Origin of the sequence: Burkholderia sp. 8Y, from assembly GCF_902506145.1 — a bacterium.
GTDB lineage: Bacteria > Pseudomonadota > Gammaproteobacteria > Burkholderiales > Burkholderiaceae > Caballeronia.
Window position 1 is genome coordinate 93,942 of sequence record NZ_LR733548.1, and the last position, 21,387, is coordinate 115,328.

A 21,387-nucleotide genomic window follows, 5' to 3' on the forward strand; every position below is an offset into this window, starting at 1 on the left:
CAAGAGGGGTTGCCATGAAGCTGTATCACCATCCGCTCTCAGGACATTCGCACCGCGCGCGGCTCTTTCTGCATCTGCTGAACATCGATCATGAGGAAGAGGAAGTCGACCTTGCCGCCGGCGCACACAAAACGCCCGATTTCCTGCGCCTGAACCGCTTCGGCCAGGTGCCCGTGCTCGTCGACGGCGACCACGTCGTTCAGGATTCGAACGCCATCCTCGTCTATCTCGCGAAGAAGACCGGCGCGACGCAATGGCTTCCTGAAACGCCCGCCGAAGCCGCCGCCGTGCAACGCTGGCTGTCCGTGGCGGCGGGGCAAATTGCGTTCGGTCCGGCCGCCGCGCGCCTCGTCACGGTGTTCGGCCGCAAGTTCGACGCCGATGAAGTCATCGCGCGCGCCCATGCGGTGCTCAAGGTCATCGACGACGAATTGCAAAGCCGTGCATGGATCGCGGATATCGGCAGCGCGCATCCGACCATCGCGGATATCGCGCTCTACAGCTATATCGCGGGCGCGCCGGAAGGCAACGTCGATCTGTCGGGATACGGTCACGTGCTGGCGTGGCTCGCGCGCGTCGAGGCCCTGCCGGGCTTCGTGCCGTTCCAGACGACGGCTGCGGGCCTGCGCGCCTGAAGCGCCCGCCGGAGACAATCATCATGCCCGCCACCGCTTCGATCACCGCGCCTTCGCCTTGGCATCGCGGCGAGATCGAGATGCAGACCGCCGCCGGCGTCGCAGAACGCATGCGCGACGTCGGCGCGCGCGTCGTGCGTTCGTTCATGCCGGAGCAGCATCGGCAATTCTTTGCGCAGTTGCCGTTTATCGTTGCCGGAACGGTCGATGCCAACGGCGACGCCTGGGCCGCCTTTCTGACCGGCCGCCCCGGTTTTCTGCGCTCGCCGGATGCGACGACGCTGTCCGTCGAACACACGCGCGATCCGCTCGATCCCGCCGATGCGGGCCTGGAGGACGGCGCTTCGGTCGGCTTGCTCGGCATCGAACTGCATACGCGACGCCGCAACCGCGTGAACGGCGTGATTCATCGCGACAACGCGGCGGGCGGGCGCGCGTTCGACGTGGCCGTCGAGCAGAGCTTCGGCAATTGTCCGCAATACATTCAGTTGCGCGACTACGCGTTCGTGCACGATGCGTCCTCGCCCTCGTCGTCCACGCCAATCGCGCTCGATGCGCGATCGCCCCGCGTCCGCGCGATGATCGAGCGCGCCGATACGTTTTTCGTCGCGTCGTACTTCGACCGAGAGGACGGGCATCGTCAGGTGGACGTGTCGCATCGCGGCGGCAAGGCGGGCTTCGTGCGCGTGTCCGATGACGGCGCGCTCACCATTCCCGACTTCGCGGGCAACCTGTTTTTCAACACGCTCGGCAATATTGCGGTCAACGGCCGAGCCGGACTCGTGTTCGCTGACTTCGAAACCGGCGACGTCCTGCAACTCACGGGCGACGCGCGCGTGCTGCCCGAATCGCCGGAAACCGCCGCATTTCAGGGCGCGGAACGCCTGTGGCGCTTCGTGCCGCGCCGCATCGTGCTGCGCGAAGACGCGCTCGCGCTGCGCTGGACGTTTCGCCGCGAGGGCTGGTCGCCGAACGCGCTGATGACCGGCGACTGGAGCCAAGCCGCGCAGCGCATGAAGGCCGCGGCGCTCGCTGATGCGTGGCGGCCGTATCGCGTGAGCCGGATCGTCGATGAAAGCGACGCTATTCGCTCGTTCTGGCTCGAACCGGCGGATGGCGCGGGCATCGTGCCGCACGCGGCGGGGCAGCACTTGCCGGTGCGCGTCACGCTGCCGGGCGAGACGAAGCCGCTCGTGCGCACGTACACGCTGTCGGTCGGCCCGGCGGACGGCGCGGTCCGCATCAGCGTGAAGCGCGAAGGCAGCGTGTCGGCGCATCTGCACGACGCGCTGAAGGTCGGCGACATCATCGAAGCGCGGCAGGCGGCGGGCAGCTTCACGATCGATCCGTTCGAAGCGCGCCCCGCCGTGATGCTGGCCGCAGGCGTCGGCATCACGCCGATGCTCGCGATGCTGCGTCACGTCGTCTATGAAGGGCTGCGCAAGCGGCGCGTGCGCCCGGTCTGGCTGATCGCGTCGGCGCGCACGATCGCGAGCCGCGCGTTCGCCGCCGAGATCGACGCGCTGGCCCAAAGCGCGGGCGGTGCGGTCCGCGTGATTCGCGTGCTGAGCGACCCGCGAGGCGCGCAGTTCGAACGCGATTACGACGTGTCAGGCCGCATCGACATGGACCTGCTGACGAGCTTCCTGCCGTTCAATGACTACGACTTCTATCTGTGCGGGCCGGGCGCGTTCATGCAATCGCTATACGACGGCCTGCGCGCGTTCAACATCGCGGATACGCGCATTCATGCGGAAGCGTTCGGTCCTGCATCGCTGGTCCGAACGCCGGATCGCGGCGTCGACATCAAGCCGATGCGCCCGCCCGCCACCGAAGCGGTGCCCGTGCGCTTTGCGAAGTCGGGACGCGACGCGCAGTGGCAACCCGCCAGCGGCACGCTGCTGGAACTGGCCGAAGCATGCAGCGTGGAGACGGAGTCGAACTGTCGCGGCGGCACGTGCGGGACGTGCAGAACGCGGATCGTGAGCGGCGCGGTGTCGTATGCGAGCGAGCCGGCGTTTCATGTCGATGACAACGAGGCGCTGATCTGCTGCGCACGCCCGGCAGCCGACACCGACGCCCCGCTTCGACTCGATCTGTAGAACACAGCGCGATTGCGGGACGCCCCGGCATGCCCGAGAATGCACGGCAACTTTCTCGCCCGCTTTCCGCATCCGACATGGACCGTTTTCAGGCAATGTCGACCTTCGTCACGGTGGTCGAAACCGGCGGCTTCGCGTCAGCCGCGCGCAAGCTCGATGTGTCGCCTTCGGTCGTGAGCCGCGTCGTCACGGAACTCGAAGAGCGGCTCGGCGTGCGGCTCCTCACACGCACCACGCGCGTCGTGCGTCTCACCGACGCCGGCAGCGGTTTCTTCGAAGACTGCCGGCGCATTCTCGGCGAAGTGGACACCGCCGAACTCGCCGCGCGAGGCACGCACGCGGCGCCGCGCGGCGTGCTCTCGCTGACCGCGCCGGTGCTCTTCGGCCGGCTGCATGTGACGCCCATCGTGCTCGACTACCTCTCGCGCTATCCCGAAGCCGACGCGAACTGCTGGTTCGTCGACCGCGTGGTGAATCTCGTCGACGAGGGCATCGACGTGGCCGTGCGCATCGCGCAGTTGCCCGATTCGTCGCTTCAGGCGATTCCCGTCGGACGCGTGCGGCGCGTGCTGTGCGCCTCGCCCGCCTATCTCGCGAAGCACGGCACGCCGGCGCGCCCCGAAGACCTCGACGCGCACACGATCATCGCGTCGACGGGCTCCTCGTCGCCGCCCGAATGGCGACTTCACGACGGCGAGCGCACGGTGATCGTCCGCACGCGAGCGCGCCTCGTCACGACGACGAACGATTCCGCCATCGCCGCCGCGCTCGCCGACTTCGGCATTGCGCGGCTCATGTCGTATCAGGTCGCGCAGCATGTGAGCGAAGGGCGGCTCGTGATCGTGCTCGCCGAGTTCGAGCCGCCGCCGCTGCCCATTCACCTCGTCCATCGCGAAGGACGTCACGTCACGCAGAAGGTCCGCGCGTTTCTCGATCTCGCCGTGGCGACGCTGCGCGCAGATGAATCGTTGCGCTAAACGAGCTAAACGGCGCGCGTAGCGGCTTCGTGAATCTTTGAGGAATCGAACGCCCGTTAGCGCGCGAGCCGTGCAAAATGGCGGCAAACCATGCAACATAGCTCTCTCGGCGGTTTTGCGCTCCCAGCCGCGTTCCGGCTCGACGAAACCGGCTCTTCCGAACCTCAACGGCTCACGCACCATGACGAACCCGACCTCTCCTGTGAACGAACGCCCGCTCGACATGATCATCTTCGGCGGCGGCGGAGACCTGGCGGCGCGCAAGCTGCTGCCCGCGCTCTACATGGCGCACTCGCATTGCAACCTGCCCGCCGAAACGCGCATTCTCGCTATCGGCCGCAAGGAATGGACGCGCGAAGATTATCTGAAGAACTTCATGGAGAAGCAGTCGCGTCCGTTCATCGACGAGAATGCGTTCGATGCGCAGTCCTGGGACAAATTTCTCGCACTGTTCGACTACGTGCGCGTCGATGTCGAGAACCCCGACGACTTCCGCCGGCTCGCCGAAGCCACGCGCCAGAACGCGCAGCGCGTGTTCTATCTCTCGACCTCGCCGGAACTTTTCACGACGATTTGCGACAACCTCGCGGCGGCGGGCATCGTCGACGATAAAGCGCGCGTCGTGCTGGAAAAGCCGCTCGGCCATGATCTCGCTTCGGCGCGCGCCATCAACGACGCCGTTGGCCGGCACTTCAACGAAGATCAGATCTACCGCATCGACCATTATCTCGGCAAGGAAACGGTGCAGAACCTGATGGTCCTGCGCTTCGGCAATCCCATCTTCGGGCCGCTGTGGCAGGCGCCGTACATCAAAAGCGTGCAGATCACGGTGGCGGAGACGGTGGGCGTCGGCAGCCGCGCGGGCTTTTACGATCACACCGGCGCGCTGCGCGACATGGTGCAGAACCATTTGCTGCAACTGCTGTGCATCGTCGCGATGGAGCCGCCCGTTTCGCTCGATCCCGACGCCGTGCGCGACGAGAAGCTGAAGGTGCTGAAATCGCTGCGTCCGATGACCGTTTCCGACACCGCCCGCGACACCGTGCGCGGTCAGTACGCAGCGGGCGCGGTCGGCGGCGAGCCGGTCAAGGGCTACTTGCAGGAAGACAACGTGCCGCCTGACAGCCGCGCGGAAACCTTTGTCGCGTTGCGCGCGCATATCAACAACTGGCGCTGGGCGAACGTGCCGTTCTTCCTGCGCACGGGCAAGCGCATGCAGACGCGGCGCTCGGAAATCGTGATCGACTTCGCGGATCTGCCGTTTTCCATCATCCCGAGCGGTCCGCGCAATTACGGCAATCGTCTCATCATCACGTTGCAGCCGGAGGAGTCCATCCAGTTGCAGATGCTCGCGAAGGAACCCGGCAGCGGCATGCAGATGCTGCCCGTGAACCTGAATCTGGACCTTCAGCAGGCCATGACCCAGCGGCGCGCGGAAGCCTATGAACGCTTGCTGATCGACGTGATTCGCGGGCGGCTCACGCACTTCATGCGCCGCGACGAACTGGAAGCGGCGTGGGCGTGGGTCGAGCCGATTCTCGACGGCTGGAAGGAACTCGGCGACCGGCCGCGCGGCTACACGGCGGGCACGTTCGGGCCGGCGGCGTCTTCCGCGTTGATGGCGCGCGAGAATCTGGCTTGGGCCGAAGAAGGTTGAGCGCGCGGGTCGGCTGGCATGCTGCGGATTGCGGTGGATCACTGGGTCGTTCCGGGTGACGAGACCGATCTCGAATGGACGGCGAAGCAATAGGGCGCATGGCCATTCGAGCAGAGCAAGAAACGCCGATCGACATCGAAGCCGCTGTCGCGTTGCCGCTCGAGGCTTAAGCAAATCGACCGGATGACATCACCGCATCGCGGGGCGCGCTGCGCGCCGCGATGCCAGCGCCCTTCCCGCGCTCATCACCGCCGCCAGCACGCCGATTCCGCACAGGATGCCCGCGAGCCGCACCGCCGCGGGCATCGGATCGGACGACCAGTGGTGATCCTGCACGAACACCATGATGAACGCGATGGTGAATTGCCGCCCCACGTAGCTCGCGCCCTGCGCGCCCGTCTGCACGTGACAGCCGATCCACACGCCGGCGCATAGCGCGAGCATGCAAGCGGGCGCGTTGTCGCCGATGAGCGGCAGCAGCGCGAGACTCGCCGCGCCCGCGAGCAGGCAGCCGAGCATGCGCTGCACCATGCGCGCCGCGATGGGCCGGCGCGTCGGCTTGCCGAGCGCCGATGCCGGCAGGATCAACACGGCGATGGCCGTGACCATCGCCTGCGCGAAGCCCGGCAAGTTCCACGCATACGCCACGGACGCCAGTATCGCCACCGACCACGCCGCATGCCACGCGAGGCGCTTGCGCATGGCGTGGGCCGCGTGTTCGGCGCGTGCCGCGTGGGCTTGCACGATTGAAGCGGCATTCGATGCGATGACGGAGACGGTCGCCGGCTCGCGGCTCGATCCATCGACGCGATCCGCCGTCGATGCGGCCCGCGCGTTCGATCCAACCGCCGCCCCGCGCGACTGTCGATACCGCTGCGCCCCCGCGTGAAACAGCGCGGAAACCGCCACGCACGCGACGGTGCCGACGACGACCTCGGCCACGCGCAGCAACGCGAACGATGCCGTCGCCGAAGCCGACGCGAGCCGATGCGCCTCGAACGTCACCATCAGCGACGTCACCGCGCCCAGCACCCACGCGTAGCCCGCGTCCGACACCAGCGCGCGATACACCGACACGCCCGCGATCAGCCCGAGCAACGGCACGAACAGCCACGGCGTGTCGCCGATGAGCGGTCCCGCCGTCGCGCCCAGCAACGCGCCCGCGAGCGTGCCGAGCACACGATGCACGCCACGCTGCGCGCATGCCGAGAATTTCGACTGCATGACCGCGAAGCCGCTGATTGCCGCCCACCAGATGTTCTCAAGATGAAACGCGTACCCGAGCGCGACGGCGAGCGCGACGGACGCCATCGCCTGCGTCGCGAAGAACGCGCGCGCGGGCGTCGTCCTGATTCCGGCGAGTTCGCGTCCGAGCGATACGAACGCCTCGCGCACGAGTTCCGCGACCGTATTGAATGCCGCGAATGCGCCGCGCGACGATGCCGCTGTGGCGGAAGGGCTGTGGATCGTCGAATGATCGTCGGGCATCGTCGGCGGTGGCGAGGTTCTTGTCTGAGCGTAGACGCGGATCGGCGCGAGCGCAATGCATCGCTGCGTCGGGCACCATCCGCACGCCGATGCTATGGTTGAAAGCCCGCGCCGCCGCACGCTCGAATCTGCGCGGCCTTGTATCCCACTCAACCCGCGACACTCCGAGGACATCTCATGGCGAAAGTACTGGTGCTCTACTACTCGATGTACGGCCACGTCGAGACCATGGCGCAAGCGGTCGCCGAAGGCGCAGGCGGCGTACCGGGCGTCGAGGTCACGCTCAGGCGCGTGCCCGAAACCATTCCGGCGGATCAGGCCGCCGTGATCGGCGTGAAGCTGGATCAGCAGGCGCCCGTCGCGACCATCGACGAGCTCGCGAACTACGACGCCATCATTTTCGGCACGCCCACGCGCTTCGGCAACATGGCCGGGCAGATGCGAACGTTCCTCGACCAGACGGGCGGCCTGTGGGTGAAAGGCGCGCTGGTCGGCAAGATCGGCAGCGTGTTCACGTCCACGGCGTCGCAGCATGGCGGGCAGGAAACCACCATCACGTCGTTTCATACGACGCTCCTGCATCACGGGATGATCGTCGTCGGCGTGCCGTACGCGTGCGCCGCGCTCACGAACATGGCGGAAATCTCGGGCGGCACGCCGTACGGCGCGACGACGATCGTCGGTGCCGACGGCAAGCGTCAGCCGACGCAGAACGAACTCGACATCGCGCGGTATCAGGGCAAGCACGTCGCCGAACTGGCGATGAAGATCGCGGGCAAGTAAGCCGCTGGACTGACTGGCGCGGCCCGACAGATGCGCCGGTTCTGTTGGCCTTCACGCGACGTTTGCGATGCGCGCGATCCGCCTTCGCCCTGGCTACAGGCCGTGGCACCGTGACTGGCACGCTCGCTGCATATGAAACGCGTCGCACCTTGACTGCCTGCCACTGCAAGGCGCGACCGGACCGGCTGCTTCGCGCGCCGGTCCGTTTCTTGTTTGGCGTTTGAAACTACCTTCTCGCATCCGCCGACCCTGCAATCCATAACCGATTTATCGTTTCGCTCCCTCTCGCGTCAACGTAACGCATCCGTTGCCCGGCACCATCGTCCCGGTGCGTTTCAGGGACGGCGCGCTCGTGACGGAGGACGATCCGCGACTCGACGAAGCCACAGTCGATCGCGCAGTCGCAACTCGCGGCGGCTCAGGCGCGCAACGGCTATACATCGACGGACGCGGCGGGCGCCGGTCGCGTCCGAGCACGGCGTATCGCGGGACCTTGCGCGGATCGAACGAATGGCGCGGGCAAATCGCATTTTGGCTGCATATAATTCGGACACCAAATCAATCTGCGGCGTAGCCTTCCAGCGCAACGTCGCTATCACCGGGCGGCAGTGGTGCCGGGTGCGAACGACGTAGCGATTATAAAGTCCGCGACCGTAGCGACTCATGCGTATTCCCTCGGGCTAGTTCTCATCGCGGCGAACAGGCACCGCCTCTGGCCGATGTCATTCCGCTTCTCTGCACGCTAAACCGCTTGGCTTCGGCTCGCAGGACCATGTAGCGATTGCGTCGGACGTAAGCGGCAACGGTCGGCAGCCGATCGCAAGCGCAGACCGCGTGGCACCCGCTGCCATCGCGGCAATCACGCGCCCCCGTTTGCCCCGATAAGCGATTGCGTCGAAACCCACGACCCTCTACTGTTGCCGACAGGAAGCGAAAAGGCGTACCGACCGCGCTCCCGAAAACGCTCACCGAAAGCCAATCCCGAAAGCCCTCACCTTTGCGAGACCCGACACCATGAGCCTGACCGCCCCCGCCTCGCATCACGACACGCTGCCGCCACAGGGCCTCACGCCCACGCGCGAGCAGATCATCCGGCATCTGCGGCACGCGAGCGCCGTCGCCGAGCGCGCGACGCTGCTCGGGCATCATCCGTTCGGCGCGATTCTCGTCGGCCCGGATCAGGAAAGCGTGTTGATGGAACAAGGCAATGTCGATACCGTCAATCACGCCGAATCGGTGCTCGCGCGCGTCGCGGCGCTCAACTTCACGCCGGACTATCTATGGGGATGCACGCTGTACACATCGGTCGAGCCGTGCTGCATGTGCGCGGGAACGGCGTACTGGGCGAACATCGGGCGGGTGGTGTACGGGCTGACCGAAGCGCGCCTCCTCGAAGCCACCGGCAACCACGCCGAGAATCCCACGATGAGCGTCTCGTCACGCTACGTCTTCGACCATTGTCAAAAGCCGGTGGAGTTGATCGGTCCAATCGCAGAAGTCGAAGACGACGTGCTGCGCGTGCAGCGCACGTTCTGGTCGACGCGATAGACGCCACGCAAAGAAACGCGCGGCTAGATGACATTGAGCATGGAGAGCGCCGTCTCCTGCAACGGCTGCAGCACGCGGGCGAGCGCGGCCTCGCTCGTCTCCTTTCCGATGGGCATGTTCACGGATAACGCGGCGACCACCTGCCCGTGGCGATTCTTGATCGGCACCGCAACGCCGCGCACGCCCACCTGCAGTTGCTGTTCGAAGACCACGTAGCCGTCCACGCGCGCCTGCCGGATCTTGTCGTAGAGCGCATCCTTGTCGGTGATGGTAGACGGCGTGAACGGCCGGAACTCCGTCGCGTCGAGCCATTTGCGCACCGCGTCCTCGTCCGGCCTGTAGGCGAGCATCACGAGGCCGGCCGACATCAGCGCCGCCGGCACGCGGGCGCCGAGCACGAAGCCCGTGGTCATCACACGCGAAGAACCGTTGCGCGCGATGATGACGAGATCCCATTCGTCGAGCACGCTCACGTAGACGTTCTCGTGAATCGACGCGCTCAAGTGCTGCAAATAAGGCTGCACGATGCGCGGCAGCCGCGCCGAGTCGAAGTACGACCAGCCGACGCGCAGCACGCGCGGCGTCAGATTGAAGAGCTTGCCGTCGGTCTGCACGTAGCCGAGATGCGCGAGCGTGAGCAGATAGCGGCGCGCCGCCGTGCGCGTCATGCCGGTGCGCGTGGCGGCTTGCGTCGGCGTCATGCGGGCGTGCTGGTCGTCGAAGGCTTCGAGGATCGCCAATCCCTTTTCCAGTCCAGCGATCCAGTCGCGTTTGTCGAGTGCCGGTTTCGTCATATGCGGTTCGCGCCTTCTGCTAGTGCTAACCCCCAAAGCGGTCGATCATCGACCACGTGCGTGCGATTATCGCGCACAATTTATCACAAATCGTTGCCCGCTCGCGGCTGCGCTCTTATGCTCGGATCACTGTAAGGGACATGTTCGCGAGCCTGGCTCGACTGCGTTGCCGCCCTCCCACGCGGCGGCGCGCATCGCGCGACAATCGTAGACAAGAACAAACGACAGGCGCAGCAGAACCACTCGATAAACCATCATTCGGAGACACTTCAATGGCTAGCCCTAAGGAAGAGGCGCACGGCGGCCGCCAGGCGAAAAAAGCGACGGCGAGCGGCTGGATCGGCTCGGCGCTCGAGTACTACGACTTTTTCATCTACGCGCAGGCGGCGGCGCTCATCTTTCCGCAGTTGTTCTTTCCGTCGGGCAATCCGAAGGTGGCGATCGTCGCATCGCTCGCGACGTACGGAGTCGGCTACGTCGCGCGTCCGATCGGCGCGTTCGTGCTCGGTCATCTGGGCGACACGCACGGCCGCAAGAACGTGCTGCTCATCTGCATGTTCCTGATGGGCTTCTCGACGATGGCGGTCGGTCTCCTGCCGACGTATCACAGCGTCGGCATGCTCGCGCCGGCGTTGCTCGTCGTGCTGCGTCTGATTCAGGGCTTCGCGGTGGCGGGCGAAATCTCCGGCGCGAGCTCGATGATTCTGGAGCACGCGCCGTTCGGCCGTCGCGGTTACTACGCGAGCTTCACGCTTCAGGGCGTGCAGGCCGGCCAGATTCTGGCGGCGGCCGTGTTTCTGCCGCTCGCCGCGTTCATGCCCGAAGCCACGTTCAATTCCTGGGGCTGGCGTGTGCCGTTCCTGCTGTCGGCGCTGGTGCTGGTCGCGGGCTACATCATTCGTCGCGAAGTTCACGAAACGCCGGCCTTCGCCGCGGAAGACGCGCAGGGCGGTCTGCCGAAGTCGCCGATCAAGGAAGCGTTCGCGAACAGCACGCCCGACATGATCCGCGTCGTCTGCATGGCGCTGATGAACGTGATCCCGGTCGTCGCGACTATCTTCGGCGCGGCCTACGCGGTGCAGGCATCGTATGGCATCGGCTTCCAGAAGAGCGTGTATCTGTGGATTCCGGTCGTCGGCAACATTCTCGCCGTGGTGGTGATTCCGTATGTCGGCAATCTGTCCGATCGGATCGGCCGCCGCATGCCGATGATCGTCGGTTCGCTGCTCGCCGGTCTCCTCTCGTTCGCGTATCTGTACGCCATCAGCATCCGCAACGTGCCGCTCGCCATCGTCATGTCGCTGCTGATGTGGGGCGTCGTGTACCAGGGCTACAACGCGATCTTCCCGAGCTTCTTCCCCGAGCTGTTCCCGACGCGTTCGCGCGTCTCGGCGATGGCGATTGCGCAGAACATCGGCACCACGATTACCGCGCTGCTGCCCGCGCTCTTCGCGGCAGTCGCGCCGCCGGGGTCGTCGAACATTCCGCTCACGGTCGGCGCGCTGGCGTTCGGCGTGACGATCATCGCGGCGATTGCCGCGTGGTCGGCGCGCGAGACGTATCGCGTTCGCCTGGACGATCTCGGCCAGAAAGACGCCGTGCCGATGACCGAGCAGGAATACGAGCGCATGCGCGCGGATTCGATGGCCGTCGAGAAGGTGGCCAAAGCGCACGCATGAAGGTAGTTTGCATGTGTTCTAACGGGCCCTTCGGGGCCCTTTTTGTTGCTTCGCGATACCATGCGAGCCACTTCATCCATGACGCGGAGGCATGAATGGCGGGGTTCAACGAGCGCATCCTGAACGGCATCAGCGTGTTCGCGGCCATCGTCGATGCGGGCACGTTCGCCGCAGCCGGCGACAAGCTCGGCATGTCGCAGCCGGGCGTGAGCCGCGCCATCGCGCGTCTGGAAGCGCGCCTGAAGATTCGCCTGTTCGACCGGACGACCCGCACGGTCTCGCTCACCGACGACGGCCGCCGCTTCTTCGAGCACGTGATGCCGCATCTCGTCGGCCTGGAGGAAGCCGCAGCCACCGCATCCGGCAGCGCGACGGCCGTGCGCGGGCGGCTGCGCGTGAACGTCGATCCGATTTTTTCGCGGCTCGTGCTCGGGCCGAAGCTCGAAGCGTTCATGCAAGCGCATCTCGAACTCGAACTCGAATTGCTGACGCGCGACCGTCTCGGCGACATGATCGCGGAAGGCTTCGACCTCGCCGTGCGCTTCGGCGAGCCGCGTAATTCGAGTCTCGTCGCGCGCAAGTTGCTCGATACGCCGGTGCATACGGTGGCGGCGCCGTCCTACATCGAGCGGTGCGGCCGGCCCGCGACGCCGCAGGCGCTCGCGAGCGGCGCGCATACGTGTATCGAGTTTCGCGATCCCGAAACGGGGCGGCCGTTTCCGTGGGAGTTTCATCGCAAGAAGAAGCGGCTGACGGTTCAGACGCGCGGGCATCTGACGCTGAACGATCCGGGCACGATGCTGAGCGCGTGTCTGTCGGGCTACGGCATCGCGCAGATACTCGAACTCGGTCACGCGCATCTGATGGCGGAGGGCCAGCTTATCGACCTATTCCCGGACTGGCCCGACGAGCGGTTTCCGCTCTATGCGTTTCATCTGTCGCGGCATCATCCGCCGGCCAAGACGCGGGCGTTTCTTGATTTTGTGGTCGGGTTGACTGGCGCGGGGTGATGGGGAGGTCCGTGCTACGGCCGTCCATCACCGCCAATCGGCGTCGTGTCCAGACGATGAGTCGATACACGCGAATTTGCACCGACGCGTCGACCGGAACAATGCGTTGCGCATATGGAGTCCGGCGAATGACGCCTTCATATGGGCCAACACCAAGCATCCGCCTTGACGGGTATCAAGCCGCGTAACGATTTCCGCCGAAAGCGCCCCGTTTCGTGCAGATTGAACCGGATAAGGAGCGTTTGAGTGCAGACGAATATCGTTAGGATTACGTTATAATCTCTCCGCTATATGAAATCCAAACATACGCATTCGAGGAAATTTGATGTCCATCAGTAAACGCGGCGACCACCTTTACGCCAACGGAATGGGAAACACCATCAAAGACGTCGTCGCGATGATTGGCGACCAAATCAAAGCCTTCAGTGAAGGAAGGGTCCTTTACGAAAAGATCGTGAATTGCCTGCCTGTGTTTGATTCCGATTTGTTCTCCATCACGATAAACAAGGGCCGATCCGTAACGGAAGCAGACCCGCACTCGCTTTCATTCGGTGTCGCCGCTCAGGAACTGAAGCTTCGCATTCAGTCCTTAGTCTTCGCGCTGGAAGTTCGCCGCGCGGGTTACTTGAGTCGCGACGCGAGCGGCGCTGAGCGAGAGCATTGGTTGCGTTCGGTCAATCACTCCATCCAGATGGCGAAGCAGTTCGCGGTGCTGGGGGTAGACACCTTCTTCGACTCTGTCGTAGACGAGGATGTGCGGCAGCAGCTTGACAAGAACGGCTCCGGCACCGCCAGCAAGCAGCAGTTGAAGGAGGCTGATGCGGCCATGCGTGAATGTCGAAAAGCCATCAAGGCAGCGATTCAGGGCATCGACGTGAGCCGCCCAAGTCTTTTTAGCTGGATGTCGAAATAGCGAGCCCTGACCTCTCTCTTGCTCTGGTCTTGCAAAGCCCCAAGCCTCACCGCATCGCGACTGCCGCGCACTCCGTTGCTTGCGCTTTCATTTCGACGCCGCGCAAGCCGCGCACCGACACCGCCAACCCGCTCACGCCCTTGCGATTCGCGACAGTCAACGTCGCCTGATGCCGCTGCGCCACGCGCAGCGCGATCGCCAGTCCGAGCCCGCTGCCCTGCCCATGCGTGCCGGCGCCGCGATAGAACCGGTCGCACGCGCGCTCGATCTCGTCGGGCGGAATGCCGGGGCCCGTATCGAGCACCGTCAGCGCGATGCCGTCGGTCTCGCGGCGCAGCGTCACATCGACGCGCCCGCCGGCCGGCGTATGGCGAATCGCGTTGTCGAGCAAGTTATTGAGCAGGACCGCCAGCGCGTGCGTGTCGCCGAGAATCGAGAACGCGTCCTGCTCGCTGCGCGCCGCTTCCAGTTCGAGGCCGAGATCAATCGCCTTCGCTTCCGCGATCAACGAGAAATCGGACACGCGCGTCTCGCAGAGCGTGCGCAGGCTCATCGGCGCGATGGCCGCCTCGCGCGCCGCGTCCTCGCGCGCCATGCTGAGCAACTGCTGCGCGAGGTGAATCAGCCGATTCAGCCGGCCGTCGATCTTGCCGACAGTCGTTTCGTCGACTTGCATCGAGCCGTCGCTGATGGCGCCCTGTATCTGCAATTTGAGCGCGGTGAGCGGCGTGCGGAGTTCGTGGGCGGCATCCGCGACGAACGTGCGTTGCGCCTCCGAGGCGTCATTCAGGCGCACGAGCAGGCCGTTCAACGCATCGACGAGGCTACGCAGTTCGACAGGCGTGGGCGCGGGCAGCGATACCGGCGCGAGCGATTCGGGCGAGCGCGCGGCGAGCGAGCGCGACAGCCAGCGCACCGGCGCGAGACCGCGCGCCACGACCAGCAGCACGATCACGACGACGACCGGAATCAGGAGCGCCAGCGGCCAGATGGTGCGCAGCGCAAGCGAAATAGCGAGGTCGTCGCGCACGAAAAGCGGCTGCGCGACTTGCACGAAGCGATCCGGCAGCGTGATGCCGAACGCGCGCCAGCGATAGCCTTCGCGATCCGCGGACCGGAAACCGTCGCCGAAACGCGGCAGCGCCGGTTCGTGCGGCGAGTGATAAACGAGCCGCCCGGTCTTGTCCCAGATGTCGATGACGAGCCGGTCATCCGCGATGCCTTCGAGGTCGTGACTGCGTCCTTCGGCGACATCGGCGGCGCTGACCGTGCTTGGCAGCGAGACCGCCACGGTGCGCAGTTCATAGTCGAAGAGTTCGCCCGCTTCGAGCCGCGCCATGTGAAAGATGCCGTACCCTGCAAGCAGGCAGGCCACGGCGAGTCCGCAAATGAGCCAGCCGAGCAGCCAGCGCCGGATGGAGTTCATCCAATCCCCTTCAGCCGATAACCCACGCCGCGCACGGTCACGATCTGCTCCGCGCCGATCTTGCGCCGCAAGCTATGCACGTGCACTTCGATTGCATTGCTGCCCACTTCCTCGCCCCATCCATAGAGTTTCTCCTCGAGCTCCGAGCGGCGAAAAACACGCGACGGCTCCTCGATCAGCGCCTGCAGCAGCGCGAATTCGCGCGGCACGAGATTCAGCGCGACGCCGCCCTTCACGGCTTCGTGCGCGGCGGGATCGAGCGACAGGTCGCCGTGCGCATAGACAAGCTGCTTGTGGCCCGTGCGGCGGCGCAGCAGCGCGCGCACGCGGGCGGCGAGTTCGTCGAGATCGAACGGCTTCAGCAGATAGTCGTCCGCGCCGGCGTCGAGGCCGCGAATGCGGTCGTCCACCGCGTCGCGGGCCGTGAGAATCATCACAGGCGCATGGCCGCCGTTCTTGCGGTAGGCGCCGAGCAGATCGAGGCCATCGCGCTTGGGCAACGTGAGGTCCAGCAGCACGAGGTCGTACACGTCATTGCCGAGCGACAGTTCGGCCGCGCGGCCATCCTGCGCCCAATCCACGGTGTAACTGGAACGACGCAGCGCGGCCAGCACCGTTTCGGCAATCATCTCATCGTCCTCCACCAAAAGCAGGCGCATGTGCTTCCCCAAGCTTGAACGTCGCGGCCATTCTCCTCGTGTCCTGCTTAAGCGGCACTTAACGCGGCGGCCGCCGTGCTTAAGCATCGCATAAGCATCCAGCCCGCACTATACCGCCAGGCGCGCCGCAGACCGTGCGCATGGGAACTGCCGATGCAAGCGACCACTCTTGTCTCGCTGCGCGCACATGCGATGCTGATCGCGCTGTGCGTGGCGGCCTCCGATGCCGCGTGGCTCGCCGTCTGCGGATGCTCGGGCCACCTCTACGCGTTGCAATCGATCGCGCTGCGCATGGCGACGCTCGTGAGCGCGGCAGGCGTGATGCTCGTCGTGCGGCGCATCGCGAAGCTGGCGTTCGACGCCGCGAACAGCCGGTGCGCGGCGACTCATCATCGCGACAATGATCGCGACGATGCGAACGGCTGGCTCGTTCAGCTGCATCTTGAATTGCACCCTGCCGAAAGCCGGCGTCGCGGCGTCTGCCGCTGCCACCGCGCCGCGCGCTCGGCAAGAAGTCCACGCGGTCGGGCGTGACTCGGAACTCGCCCGGTCCGGTTCGAGCCCGGCTCTTGGCCGGGCTCTTTTTTGTCCGCGTGGACGGTGGTGACGGTCTGAGGTGAGGGTTTTCGGGAACGGCCTGTACAGAGCGCCCGGCGGCGGGCTTCGCGGCGTGGCTAAGGTGAGAGTTTTCGGGACCGGGCGTTTTGGGTCGTTTTCGTGCAGTCCCGGGCTCCCACGCAGCGCATGCGATTGCGCGATATTTCGCGCTACGCTTCGGCGCTTAGAACTTCACCCGAAGCTGAAATCCGATCGTGAACGGCAGATCGCTCGACGGAATCGGCGGAATCAGGATGAAGTTCACTCCGACGCGCTTATAGGCGACCATCACGAGCGGCGCGGCCACCGGACCGACCATGTGATCGTGTCCGATGCCCCAGCGACCGTAGTCGTATCCCGAGATCAGGCCGCCCATCGCGGCGAGCCGCACGAAGCCCCAATGCAAGAATTCGGGCGCCCAGACCCCGCCGCCGTAAAACGACGGCTTCGATAGCGAATTCCGAAAATAGCCGGCTGTTACCGCCCATTGCGGCGCGACCCAGCATTCAGCGCCGACGCCGGGATTGAACTGCTCAAAATGCTTGTCGGGGTGAACGTGATGCGAGCCGATCATTGCGTCGATCCACAGCCCGTCGTCGCACCATGCGGCCTGCGCGGGCGATGCCCAGCAGAAGGCGGCTGACACGATCAGCATCGTCGCAGCAAGCGAGCGGGACCGAAGCGGGGGAAAGCGGGATGGCCAGAAGCGCATGGAGTTATCCGCCGTCGCGCGAGGCGTGGCGCCTTTTTAAGATAAGAATCGACGCGAACTCTACCTGAATCGCGTTACCTTCGTATGCGCGGACGAAATTCGCGTGACGGCCGTTAACTGCTCTTTGACCGTCGTTTATTTGAATTCGTGGTTCGAAAAGAACGTCTTTGGAGTCAGTCCGCGATGAACGCGATGAAGCGTCGTTTTGCAGTGCTCGGCTCGATTGCGCTGTTGGGCGCATGCACGGCCTTAAACGTCGTGACGCACCATGTTTCGGCGAACGAATCGACTGTTCCTGCGGGACGCTATGAACTCGATCCGCATCATTGGAACGTGAGCTTCGATGTCGATCACTTTCATTACTCACGATTCGTTATCCGCTTCGACAAGGTATCGGCGCGGCTTGATTGGAACGGCGGTGGCATGGCGACGAGTCCCGTTCAGGCGACCATCGACGCATCCAGCGTCAATACAAACGTGCCGTTGCTAGACAGGATGGTGAAGGGGCCGGACATGTTCGATGCCGTGCGTTATCCGAACATCACGTTCGTGAGCACGGCGTTCGAGCGCACCGGCGACGACACCGGCACGCTCACCGGCGATCTGACGATCCGGGGCGTCACCCGTCGCGTCAAACTCGACGTCACCTTCAACGGCCATGCGGTGAACCCGCTGACGAAGCAGGAGACGCTCGGTTTTTCCGCCAACGGCCACTTCAGCCGCGCGAAGTTTGGCCTGACGACATGGTTTCCAGCCGTCGGCGACGATGTTCACGTCGCCATTCAAGCCGAATTCGGAAAAGCCAGGGAATAGGCGAGCGGCTAGGCCGCAGTCCAGTCGAGCACGACTTTGCCGCTGTTGCCGGAGAGCATGGTGTCGAATGCGCGCTCGTAGTCGTCGACGGGAAAGGTGTGGGTCAGGATCGGGGAAAGATCGAGTCCGCTTTGCAGCATCGCGACCATCTTGTACCAGGTCTCGAACATCTCGCGCCCGTAGATGCCTTTGATCTCCAGTCCCTTGAAGATGACCTGATTCCAGTCGATCGCCGTCTGCGCAGGCGGGATGCCGAGCAGCGCAATCTTGCCGCCGTGGTTCATCGCTTCGAGCATTCCCGTGAAGGCGCTCGGCACACCGGACATCTCCAGCCCGACGTCGAAGCCCTCCGTCATGCCGAGTTCGCCCATGACGTCGCGCAAGTTCTCGTGTGCGACGTTGACGGCGCGCGTTGCGCCCATCTTGCGCGCGAGTTCGAGCCGATAGTCGTTGACGTCGGTGATCACGACGTTGCGCGCGCCTACGTGTCGCGCAATCGCGGCGGCCATGACACCAATTGGACCCGCGCCGGTGATGAGCACGTCCTCGCCGACGAGATTGAACGACAGGGCGGTGTGTGTCGCGTTGCCGAACGGATCGAAGATGGTGGCCAGATCGTCCGAAATATCAGCCGGAATCTTGAACGCATTGAACGCGGGAATGACGAGATATTCGGCGAACGCACCTTCGCGATTCACGCCGACGCCGACCGTATTGCGGCACAGATGGCGTCGTCCCGCGCGGCAATTCCGGCAGAAACCGCATGTGATGTGGCCTTCGCCCGAGACGCGATCTCCGATCGCGAAGCCTCGCACTTCCTGGCCCATTTCGACAATCTCACCGACGTACTCGTGGCCCACGTGCATGGGCACGGGAATGGTCTTCTGCGCCCAGTCGTCCCACTTCCAGATATGGATGTCCGTTCCGCAGATCGCGGTCTTGCGGATGCGGATGAGGACGTCGTTATGTCCGACCTCCGGACGCTTCACACGCGTCAACGTTAGGCCGGGTGCGCGTTCGAGTTTGGCGAGTGCTTTCATGTGTGGTTCGTCGGGTGTTCGTTCTTGCGGTGAGGAGGGCAGGCCGCGCAGGTCCGGGCCCTTTATGCGCATAAAGTCGGGCGCTCTATTGCTGCTGGATGACGCCAAGCGACCGTCCCACACGAGCGAAAGCCTCCACCGCGCGATCGATCTGCTCGGCGGTGTGCGCCGCGCTCATCTGCGTGCGAATGCGTGCGCGTCCCTTCGGAACAACGGGATACGAGAAGCCGACCACGTACACGCCCTCGTCCAGCAGCGCATTCGCCATTCGGGATGCTAGTTGCGCATCGCCGAGCATGACGGGAATGATCGGATGCTCGCCGGGAACCAAATCGAAGCCAAGAGAAGACATCGCCTGACGAAAACGCGTGCCGTTCTCGCGCACGCGTGCGCGCAGCGCCGCGCCTTCGTCGCTGTCGAGCAATTGCAATACGCGGAGGGACGCTGCCGCGATGCTGGGCGCGAGCGTGTTGGAGAAGAGATAGGGACGGCTGCGCTGGCGCAGCAGCTCGATGATCTCCTTGTGCGCGGCAACGTAGCCGCCCGAAGCCCCGCCCAAAGCCTTGCCCAACGTGCCGGTGATAATGTCCACGCGGTCGAGCACGCCGCAGTGCTCCGGCGTACCTCGCCCCTTTTCGCCGATGAAACCGACCGCATGCGAATCGTCCACCATCACGAGCGCGCCGTATCGGTCGGCGAGATCGCAGATTCCCGCAAGATTCGCGATGATGCCGTCCATCGAAAAAACGCCGTCCGTCGCGACCAGTTTGAACCGTGCGCCGCCGGCATCCGCTTCCTTGAGCCGCGCTTCGAGGTCCGCGAGGTCGTTGTTCTTGTAACGCAGACGTCGGGCCTTCGAGAGTCGCACGCCATCGATGATGCTTGCGTGATTCAGTTCATCGCTGATGATCGCGTCTTCATCGCCCAGCAGCGTCTCGAACAAGCCGCCGTTGGCATCGAAGCAACTGGAGTAGAGGATTGCGTCGTCGGTCTGAAGAAACTGGGCAATGGCGCCTTCCAGCGATTTGTGGACGTTCTGCGTGCCGCAGATGAAGCGCACCGACGCCATGCCGAAGCCGTCGGCATCCAAACCTGCTTTCGCCGCCTGTATCAGACGCGGGTCATCAGCCAGCCCGAGGTAATTGTTCGCGCAGAAGTTGAGCACGTCGCGTCCGTTCGCGAGACGGATGTCGGACGACTGGGGGCTCGCAATGACTCGTTCGTGCTTGTAGAACCCCGCCGCGCGGATGTCGTCGATGGTGTCGCGCAGGTAAGACAGGTATTGGTCTTTCATCGGTTCTTCCGGTTGCATCCGCGCAGTCCGCACGCGGCTTCCTAGCCCTGTTATAGTCCATTCATCGCATTGGACGTGTTCGATATTTCGAACCGATTTCCAATATGGTGAACACTCTAAGGGAACAAAAGCGTCATGGCAAGTTCGCGTTTAGAACCGGCAGCCGGAGACACGGCGGCGGCAGTGTCGGTGCCACCCCGCGTCGGCGAGCATATTCAGCGATTGCGCAACGAGAGGAGATTGACCCTTGACGACTTGTCGCGCGCGGCGGGCGTTTCTAAGTCGATGTTGTCGGAGATCGAGCGCGACCGTGCCAACCCGACGATCGCGGTCGCGTGGCGGCTGACAAACGCGCTGGGTATTAGCCTGGACCAATTGTTCGCGCAACAACGACCCGCTGAAGCGATTCGCGTAGCGAGCCCACACGACATACCGACGTTAACTGGTGACAACGGCGGGTATCAACTCCGCGTGTGGGGGCCGATCGAATTGGCGGGCAAGTTTGAGTGGTATGAACTCACGTTGCAGGCCGGCGCGGCGCTGAGGTCCAACGCGCATGAACCGGGCACACGCGAGCATTTGACGGTTCTTAACGGAACCATTGAAGTGGATGCGTCCGCGTCGACGCGTCGTCTGAAGGCGGGCGAAACTGCGCGATATGCGGCGGACGACAGTCACGCCATCCGCAATGTTGGGCGTTCGGAAGCCAAGGCGCTGCTTGTTGTCATCCACGGGTGAGGTCGCGGCGGCGGCCTGCAGAACTTTATGCGCATCAAGTCGGCCGCGTCGCTCGGGCTTGAAGCGAGGCCGCAAGCGCGGCCTCTTTCAACACTTACGGGTTCTTCTTCACGCTGTCTTTGAGGTCTTCGCGCACGTCGCCCGCTCCCTTCTGGATCTGGCCGGCGACTTGTTGCATGTCGCCTTTCGCCTCTTGGGCAGGGTCGTCGGTCGCCTTGCCAACCACCTCGTTGATCTTCCCCTTCACCTGCTCGCCGACGCCTTTAACTTGGTCCTTGTTCATCTGGTTCTCCTTTGGATTCAGCGCGAAACTGCGCGGTGCTCGTTCCTCGGCCCTCTCGGGCAGCGCCTAAAGGTAATTCGAACACGGCTCCACGATGCGCTTTTGCACCGCCTTTGCGTAGCAGCGGATGTCTGAATCCCGCGTAGGCGGAATCGCACATACACCCGGCTCGAAGCGCGCGACGCTGTTTTCATCGGTGCGAGTACTGTATATTTATACAGTATCGAGAACGCTGCGAG

At 64.4% G+C, this 21,387-nt stretch carries 20 protein-coding genes; 12 read left to right on the forward strand and 8 right to left on the reverse strand.

The features are described from left to right. The first annotated feature begins 14 nt into the window (after window positions 1-14). The 4 genes from GV035_RS28195 (at window position 15) to zwf (ending at window position 5,371) form a co-directional block, all read left to right on the forward strand. Entirely contained in the window at window positions 15-635 is a 621-nt protein-coding gene (locus GV035_RS28195; RefSeq protein WP_159839275.1) for a glutathione S-transferase family protein, read from the forward strand. A 23-nt stretch (window positions 636-658) separates the two neighbouring features. Then, window positions 659-2,737 carry a 2Fe-2S iron-sulfur cluster-binding protein gene (locus GV035_RS28200; protein ID WP_159839277.1) on the forward strand — a complete coding sequence of 693 codons (2,079 nt, stop codon included), beginning with the start codon at window positions 659-661 and terminating at the stop codon, window positions 2,735-2,737. Between the two features lie 77 nt (window positions 2,738-2,814). Beyond that, window positions 2,815-3,714 carry a LysR family transcriptional regulator gene (locus GV035_RS28205; protein ID WP_159839279.1) on the forward strand — a complete coding sequence of 300 codons (900 nt, stop codon included), beginning with the start codon at window positions 2,815-2,817 and terminating at the stop codon, window positions 3,712-3,714. A 181-nt stretch (window positions 3,715-3,895) separates the two neighbouring features. Next, complete coding sequence (zwf, locus tag GV035_RS28210) at window positions 3,896-5,371, forward strand: glucose-6-phosphate dehydrogenase (RefSeq protein ID WP_159839281.1); 1,476 nt, start codon at window positions 3,896-3,898, stop codon at window positions 5,369-5,371. A 189-nt stretch (window positions 5,372-5,560) separates the two neighbouring features. Here zwf and GV035_RS28215 read toward each other — a convergent pair whose 3' ends face one another. Next, window positions 5,561-6,859 carry an FUSC family protein gene (locus GV035_RS28215; RefSeq protein ID WP_159839283.1) on the reverse strand — a complete coding sequence of 433 codons (1,299 nt, stop codon included), beginning with the start codon at window positions 6,857-6,859 and terminating at the stop codon, window positions 5,561-5,563. A gap of 177 nt (window positions 6,860-7,036) precedes the next feature. Between GV035_RS28215 and wrbA the strand changes: the two genes are divergently transcribed. Beyond that, window positions 7,037-7,642: an NAD(P)H:quinone oxidoreductase gene (gene wrbA / locus GV035_RS28220; protein ID WP_159839285.1), complete on the forward strand. Its 606-nt coding sequence runs from the start codon at window positions 7,037-7,039 to the stop codon at window positions 7,640-7,642. Between the two features lie 1,014 nt (window positions 7,643-8,656). Next, on the forward strand, window positions 8,657-9,190 hold the full coding sequence (locus tag GV035_RS28225) for a nucleoside deaminase (RefSeq protein ID WP_159839287.1): 534 nt from the start codon (window positions 8,657-8,659) through the stop codon (window positions 9,188-9,190). A gap of 23 nt (window positions 9,191-9,213) precedes the next feature. On the opposite strand, the gene GV035_RS28230 is transcribed toward GV035_RS28225, so the two are convergent. Further along, window positions 9,214-9,984 carry an IclR family transcriptional regulator domain-containing protein gene (locus GV035_RS28230; RefSeq protein WP_159839289.1) on the reverse strand — a complete coding sequence of 257 codons (771 nt, stop codon included), beginning with the start codon at window positions 9,982-9,984 and terminating at the stop codon, window positions 9,214-9,216. A gap of 272 nt (window positions 9,985-10,256) precedes the next feature. Between GV035_RS28230 and GV035_RS28235 the strand changes: the two genes are divergently transcribed. The 3 genes from GV035_RS28235 (at window position 10,257) to GV035_RS28245 (ending at window position 13,586) form a co-directional block, all read left to right on the forward strand. Continuing rightward, complete coding sequence (locus GV035_RS28235) at window positions 10,257-11,663, forward strand: MFS transporter (protein WP_159839291.1); 1,407 nt, start codon at window positions 10,257-10,259, stop codon at window positions 11,661-11,663. A gap of 95 nt (window positions 11,664-11,758) precedes the next feature. Then, window positions 11,759-12,673 (forward strand): LysR family transcriptional regulator, encoded by a 915-nt coding sequence (locus GV035_RS28240; protein WP_159839293.1) that lies wholly within the window; start codon window positions 11,759-11,761, stop codon window positions 12,671-12,673. Between the two features lie 325 nt (window positions 12,674-12,998). Further along, the gene (locus tag GV035_RS28245) at window positions 12,999-13,586 is read left to right on the forward strand and encodes a hypothetical protein (protein ID WP_159839295.1); all 588 of its coding nucleotides are present in this window, start codon (window positions 12,999-13,001) and stop codon (window positions 13,584-13,586) included. Window positions 13,587-13,632: 46 nt separating this feature from the next. Here GV035_RS28245 and GV035_RS28250 read toward each other — a convergent pair whose 3' ends face one another. Continuing rightward, complete coding sequence (locus GV035_RS28250; RefSeq protein ID WP_159839297.1) at window positions 13,633-15,012, reverse strand: ATP-binding protein; 1,380 nt, start codon at window positions 15,010-15,012, stop codon at window positions 13,633-13,635. Further along, window positions 15,009-15,671 carry a response regulator gene (locus GV035_RS28255; protein ID WP_159839299.1) on the reverse strand — a complete coding sequence of 221 codons (663 nt, stop codon included), beginning with the start codon at window positions 15,669-15,671 and terminating at the stop codon, window positions 15,009-15,011. Before GV035_RS28255 ends, GV035_RS28250 begins: the two co-directional genes overlap by 4 nt. A gap of 153 nt (window positions 15,672-15,824) precedes the next feature. Between GV035_RS28255 and GV035_RS28260 the strand changes: the two genes are divergently transcribed. Further along, window positions 15,825-16,205, forward strand: coding sequence for a hypothetical protein (locus tag GV035_RS28260; protein WP_159839301.1), 381 nt, complete (start codon window positions 15,825-15,827; stop codon window positions 16,203-16,205). Between the two features lie 247 nt (window positions 16,206-16,452). Here GV035_RS28260 and GV035_RS28265 read toward each other — a convergent pair whose 3' ends face one another. Next, window positions 16,453-16,923: a hypothetical protein gene (locus GV035_RS28265; RefSeq protein ID WP_159839303.1), complete on the reverse strand. Its 471-nt coding sequence runs from the start codon at window positions 16,921-16,923 to the stop codon at window positions 16,453-16,455. A gap of 240 nt (window positions 16,924-17,163) precedes the next feature. Here GV035_RS28265 and GV035_RS28270 point away from each other — a divergent pair, with 240 nt between their 5' ends. Next, complete coding sequence (locus tag GV035_RS28270) at window positions 17,164-17,793, forward strand: YceI family protein (RefSeq protein WP_159839305.1); 630 nt, start codon at window positions 17,164-17,166, stop codon at window positions 17,791-17,793. A gap of 8 nt (window positions 17,794-17,801) precedes the next feature. Here the strand turns inward: GV035_RS28270 and tdh are convergent, their stop codons facing one another. After that, complete coding sequence (tdh, locus tag GV035_RS28275) at window positions 17,802-18,833, reverse strand: L-threonine 3-dehydrogenase (protein ID WP_159839307.1); 1,032 nt, start codon at window positions 18,831-18,833, stop codon at window positions 17,802-17,804. Between the two features lie 85 nt (window positions 18,834-18,918). Beyond that, window positions 18,919-20,127 carry a glycine C-acetyltransferase gene (locus GV035_RS28280; protein ID WP_159839309.1) on the reverse strand — a complete coding sequence of 403 codons (1,209 nt, stop codon included), beginning with the start codon at window positions 20,125-20,127 and terminating at the stop codon, window positions 18,919-18,921. 135 nt (window positions 20,128-20,262) lie between these two features. Here GV035_RS28280 and GV035_RS28285 point away from each other — a divergent pair, with 135 nt between their 5' ends. After that, window positions 20,263-20,865 (forward strand): helix-turn-helix domain-containing protein, encoded by a 603-nt coding sequence (locus tag GV035_RS28285; RefSeq protein ID WP_159839311.1) that lies wholly within the window; start codon window positions 20,263-20,265, stop codon window positions 20,863-20,865. A 94-nt stretch (window positions 20,866-20,959) separates the two neighbouring features. Here the strand turns inward: GV035_RS28285 and GV035_RS28290 are convergent, their stop codons facing one another. Next, on the reverse strand, window positions 20,960-21,148 hold the full coding sequence (locus GV035_RS28290; RefSeq protein ID WP_159839313.1) for a CsbD family protein: 189 nt from the start codon (window positions 21,146-21,148) through the stop codon (window positions 20,960-20,962). Window positions 21,149-21,387: the final 239 nt, after the last annotated feature.

What these genes read in the sequence shown, in the direction of transcription:
- GV035_RS28195 (WP_159839275.1), top strand. Translation starts at nt 15, where the DNA reads ATGAAGCTGTATCACCATCCGCTCTCAGGACATTCGCACCGCGCGCGG.
- GV035_RS28200 (WP_159839277.1), top strand. Translation starts at nt 659, where the DNA reads ATGCCCGCCACCGCTTCGATCACCGCGCCTTCGCCTTGGCATCGCGGC.
- GV035_RS28205 (WP_159839279.1), top strand. Translation starts at nt 2,815, where the DNA reads ATGGACCGTTTTCAGGCAATGTCGACCTTCGTCACGGTGGTCGAAACC.
- zwf (WP_159839281.1), top strand. Translation starts at nt 3,896, where the DNA reads ATGACGAACCCGACCTCTCCTGTGAACGAACGCCCGCTCGACATGATC.
- GV035_RS28215 (WP_159839283.1), bottom strand. Translation starts at nt 6,859, where the DNA reads ATGCCCGACGATCATTCGACGATCCACAGCCCTTCCGCCACAGCGGCA.
- wrbA (WP_159839285.1), top strand. Translation starts at nt 7,037, where the DNA reads ATGGCGAAAGTACTGGTGCTCTACTACTCGATGTACGGCCACGTCGAG.
- GV035_RS28225 (WP_159839287.1), top strand. Translation starts at nt 8,657, where the DNA reads ATGAGCCTGACCGCCCCCGCCTCGCATCACGACACGCTGCCGCCACAG.
- GV035_RS28230 (WP_159839289.1), bottom strand. Translation starts at nt 9,984, where the DNA reads ATGACGAAACCGGCACTCGACAAACGCGACTGGATCGCTGGACTGGAA.
- GV035_RS28235 (WP_159839291.1), top strand. Translation starts at nt 10,257, where the DNA reads ATGGCTAGCCCTAAGGAAGAGGCGCACGGCGGCCGCCAGGCGAAAAAA.
- GV035_RS28240 (WP_159839293.1), top strand. Translation starts at nt 11,759, where the DNA reads ATGGCGGGGTTCAACGAGCGCATCCTGAACGGCATCAGCGTGTTCGCG.
- GV035_RS28245 (WP_159839295.1), top strand. Translation starts at nt 12,999, where the DNA reads ATGTCCATCAGTAAACGCGGCGACCACCTTTACGCCAACGGAATGGGA.
- GV035_RS28250 (WP_159839297.1), bottom strand. Translation starts at nt 15,012, where the DNA reads ATGAACTCCATCCGGCGCTGGCTGCTCGGCTGGCTCATTTGCGGACTC.
- GV035_RS28255 (WP_159839299.1), bottom strand. Translation starts at nt 15,671, where the DNA reads ATGCGCCTGCTTTTGGTGGAGGACGATGAGATGATTGCCGAAACGGTG.
- GV035_RS28260 (WP_159839301.1), top strand. Translation starts at nt 15,825, where the DNA reads ATGCAAGCGACCACTCTTGTCTCGCTGCGCGCACATGCGATGCTGATC.
- GV035_RS28265 (WP_159839303.1), bottom strand. Translation starts at nt 16,923, where the DNA reads ATGCTGATCGTGTCAGCCGCCTTCTGCTGGGCATCGCCCGCGCAGGCC.
- GV035_RS28270 (WP_159839305.1), top strand. Translation starts at nt 17,164, where the DNA reads ATGAACGCGATGAAGCGTCGTTTTGCAGTGCTCGGCTCGATTGCGCTG.
- tdh (WP_159839307.1), bottom strand. Translation starts at nt 18,833, where the DNA reads ATGAAAGCACTCGCCAAACTCGAACGCGCACCCGGCCTAACGTTGACG.
- GV035_RS28280 (WP_159839309.1), bottom strand. Translation starts at nt 20,127, where the DNA reads ATGAAAGACCAATACCTGTCTTACCTGCGCGACACCATCGACGACATC.
- GV035_RS28285 (WP_159839311.1), top strand. Translation starts at nt 20,263, where the DNA reads ATGGCAAGTTCGCGTTTAGAACCGGCAGCCGGAGACACGGCGGCGGCA.
- GV035_RS28290 (WP_159839313.1), bottom strand. Translation starts at nt 21,148, where the DNA reads ATGAACAAGGACCAAGTTAAAGGCGTCGGCGAGCAGGTGAAGGGGAAG.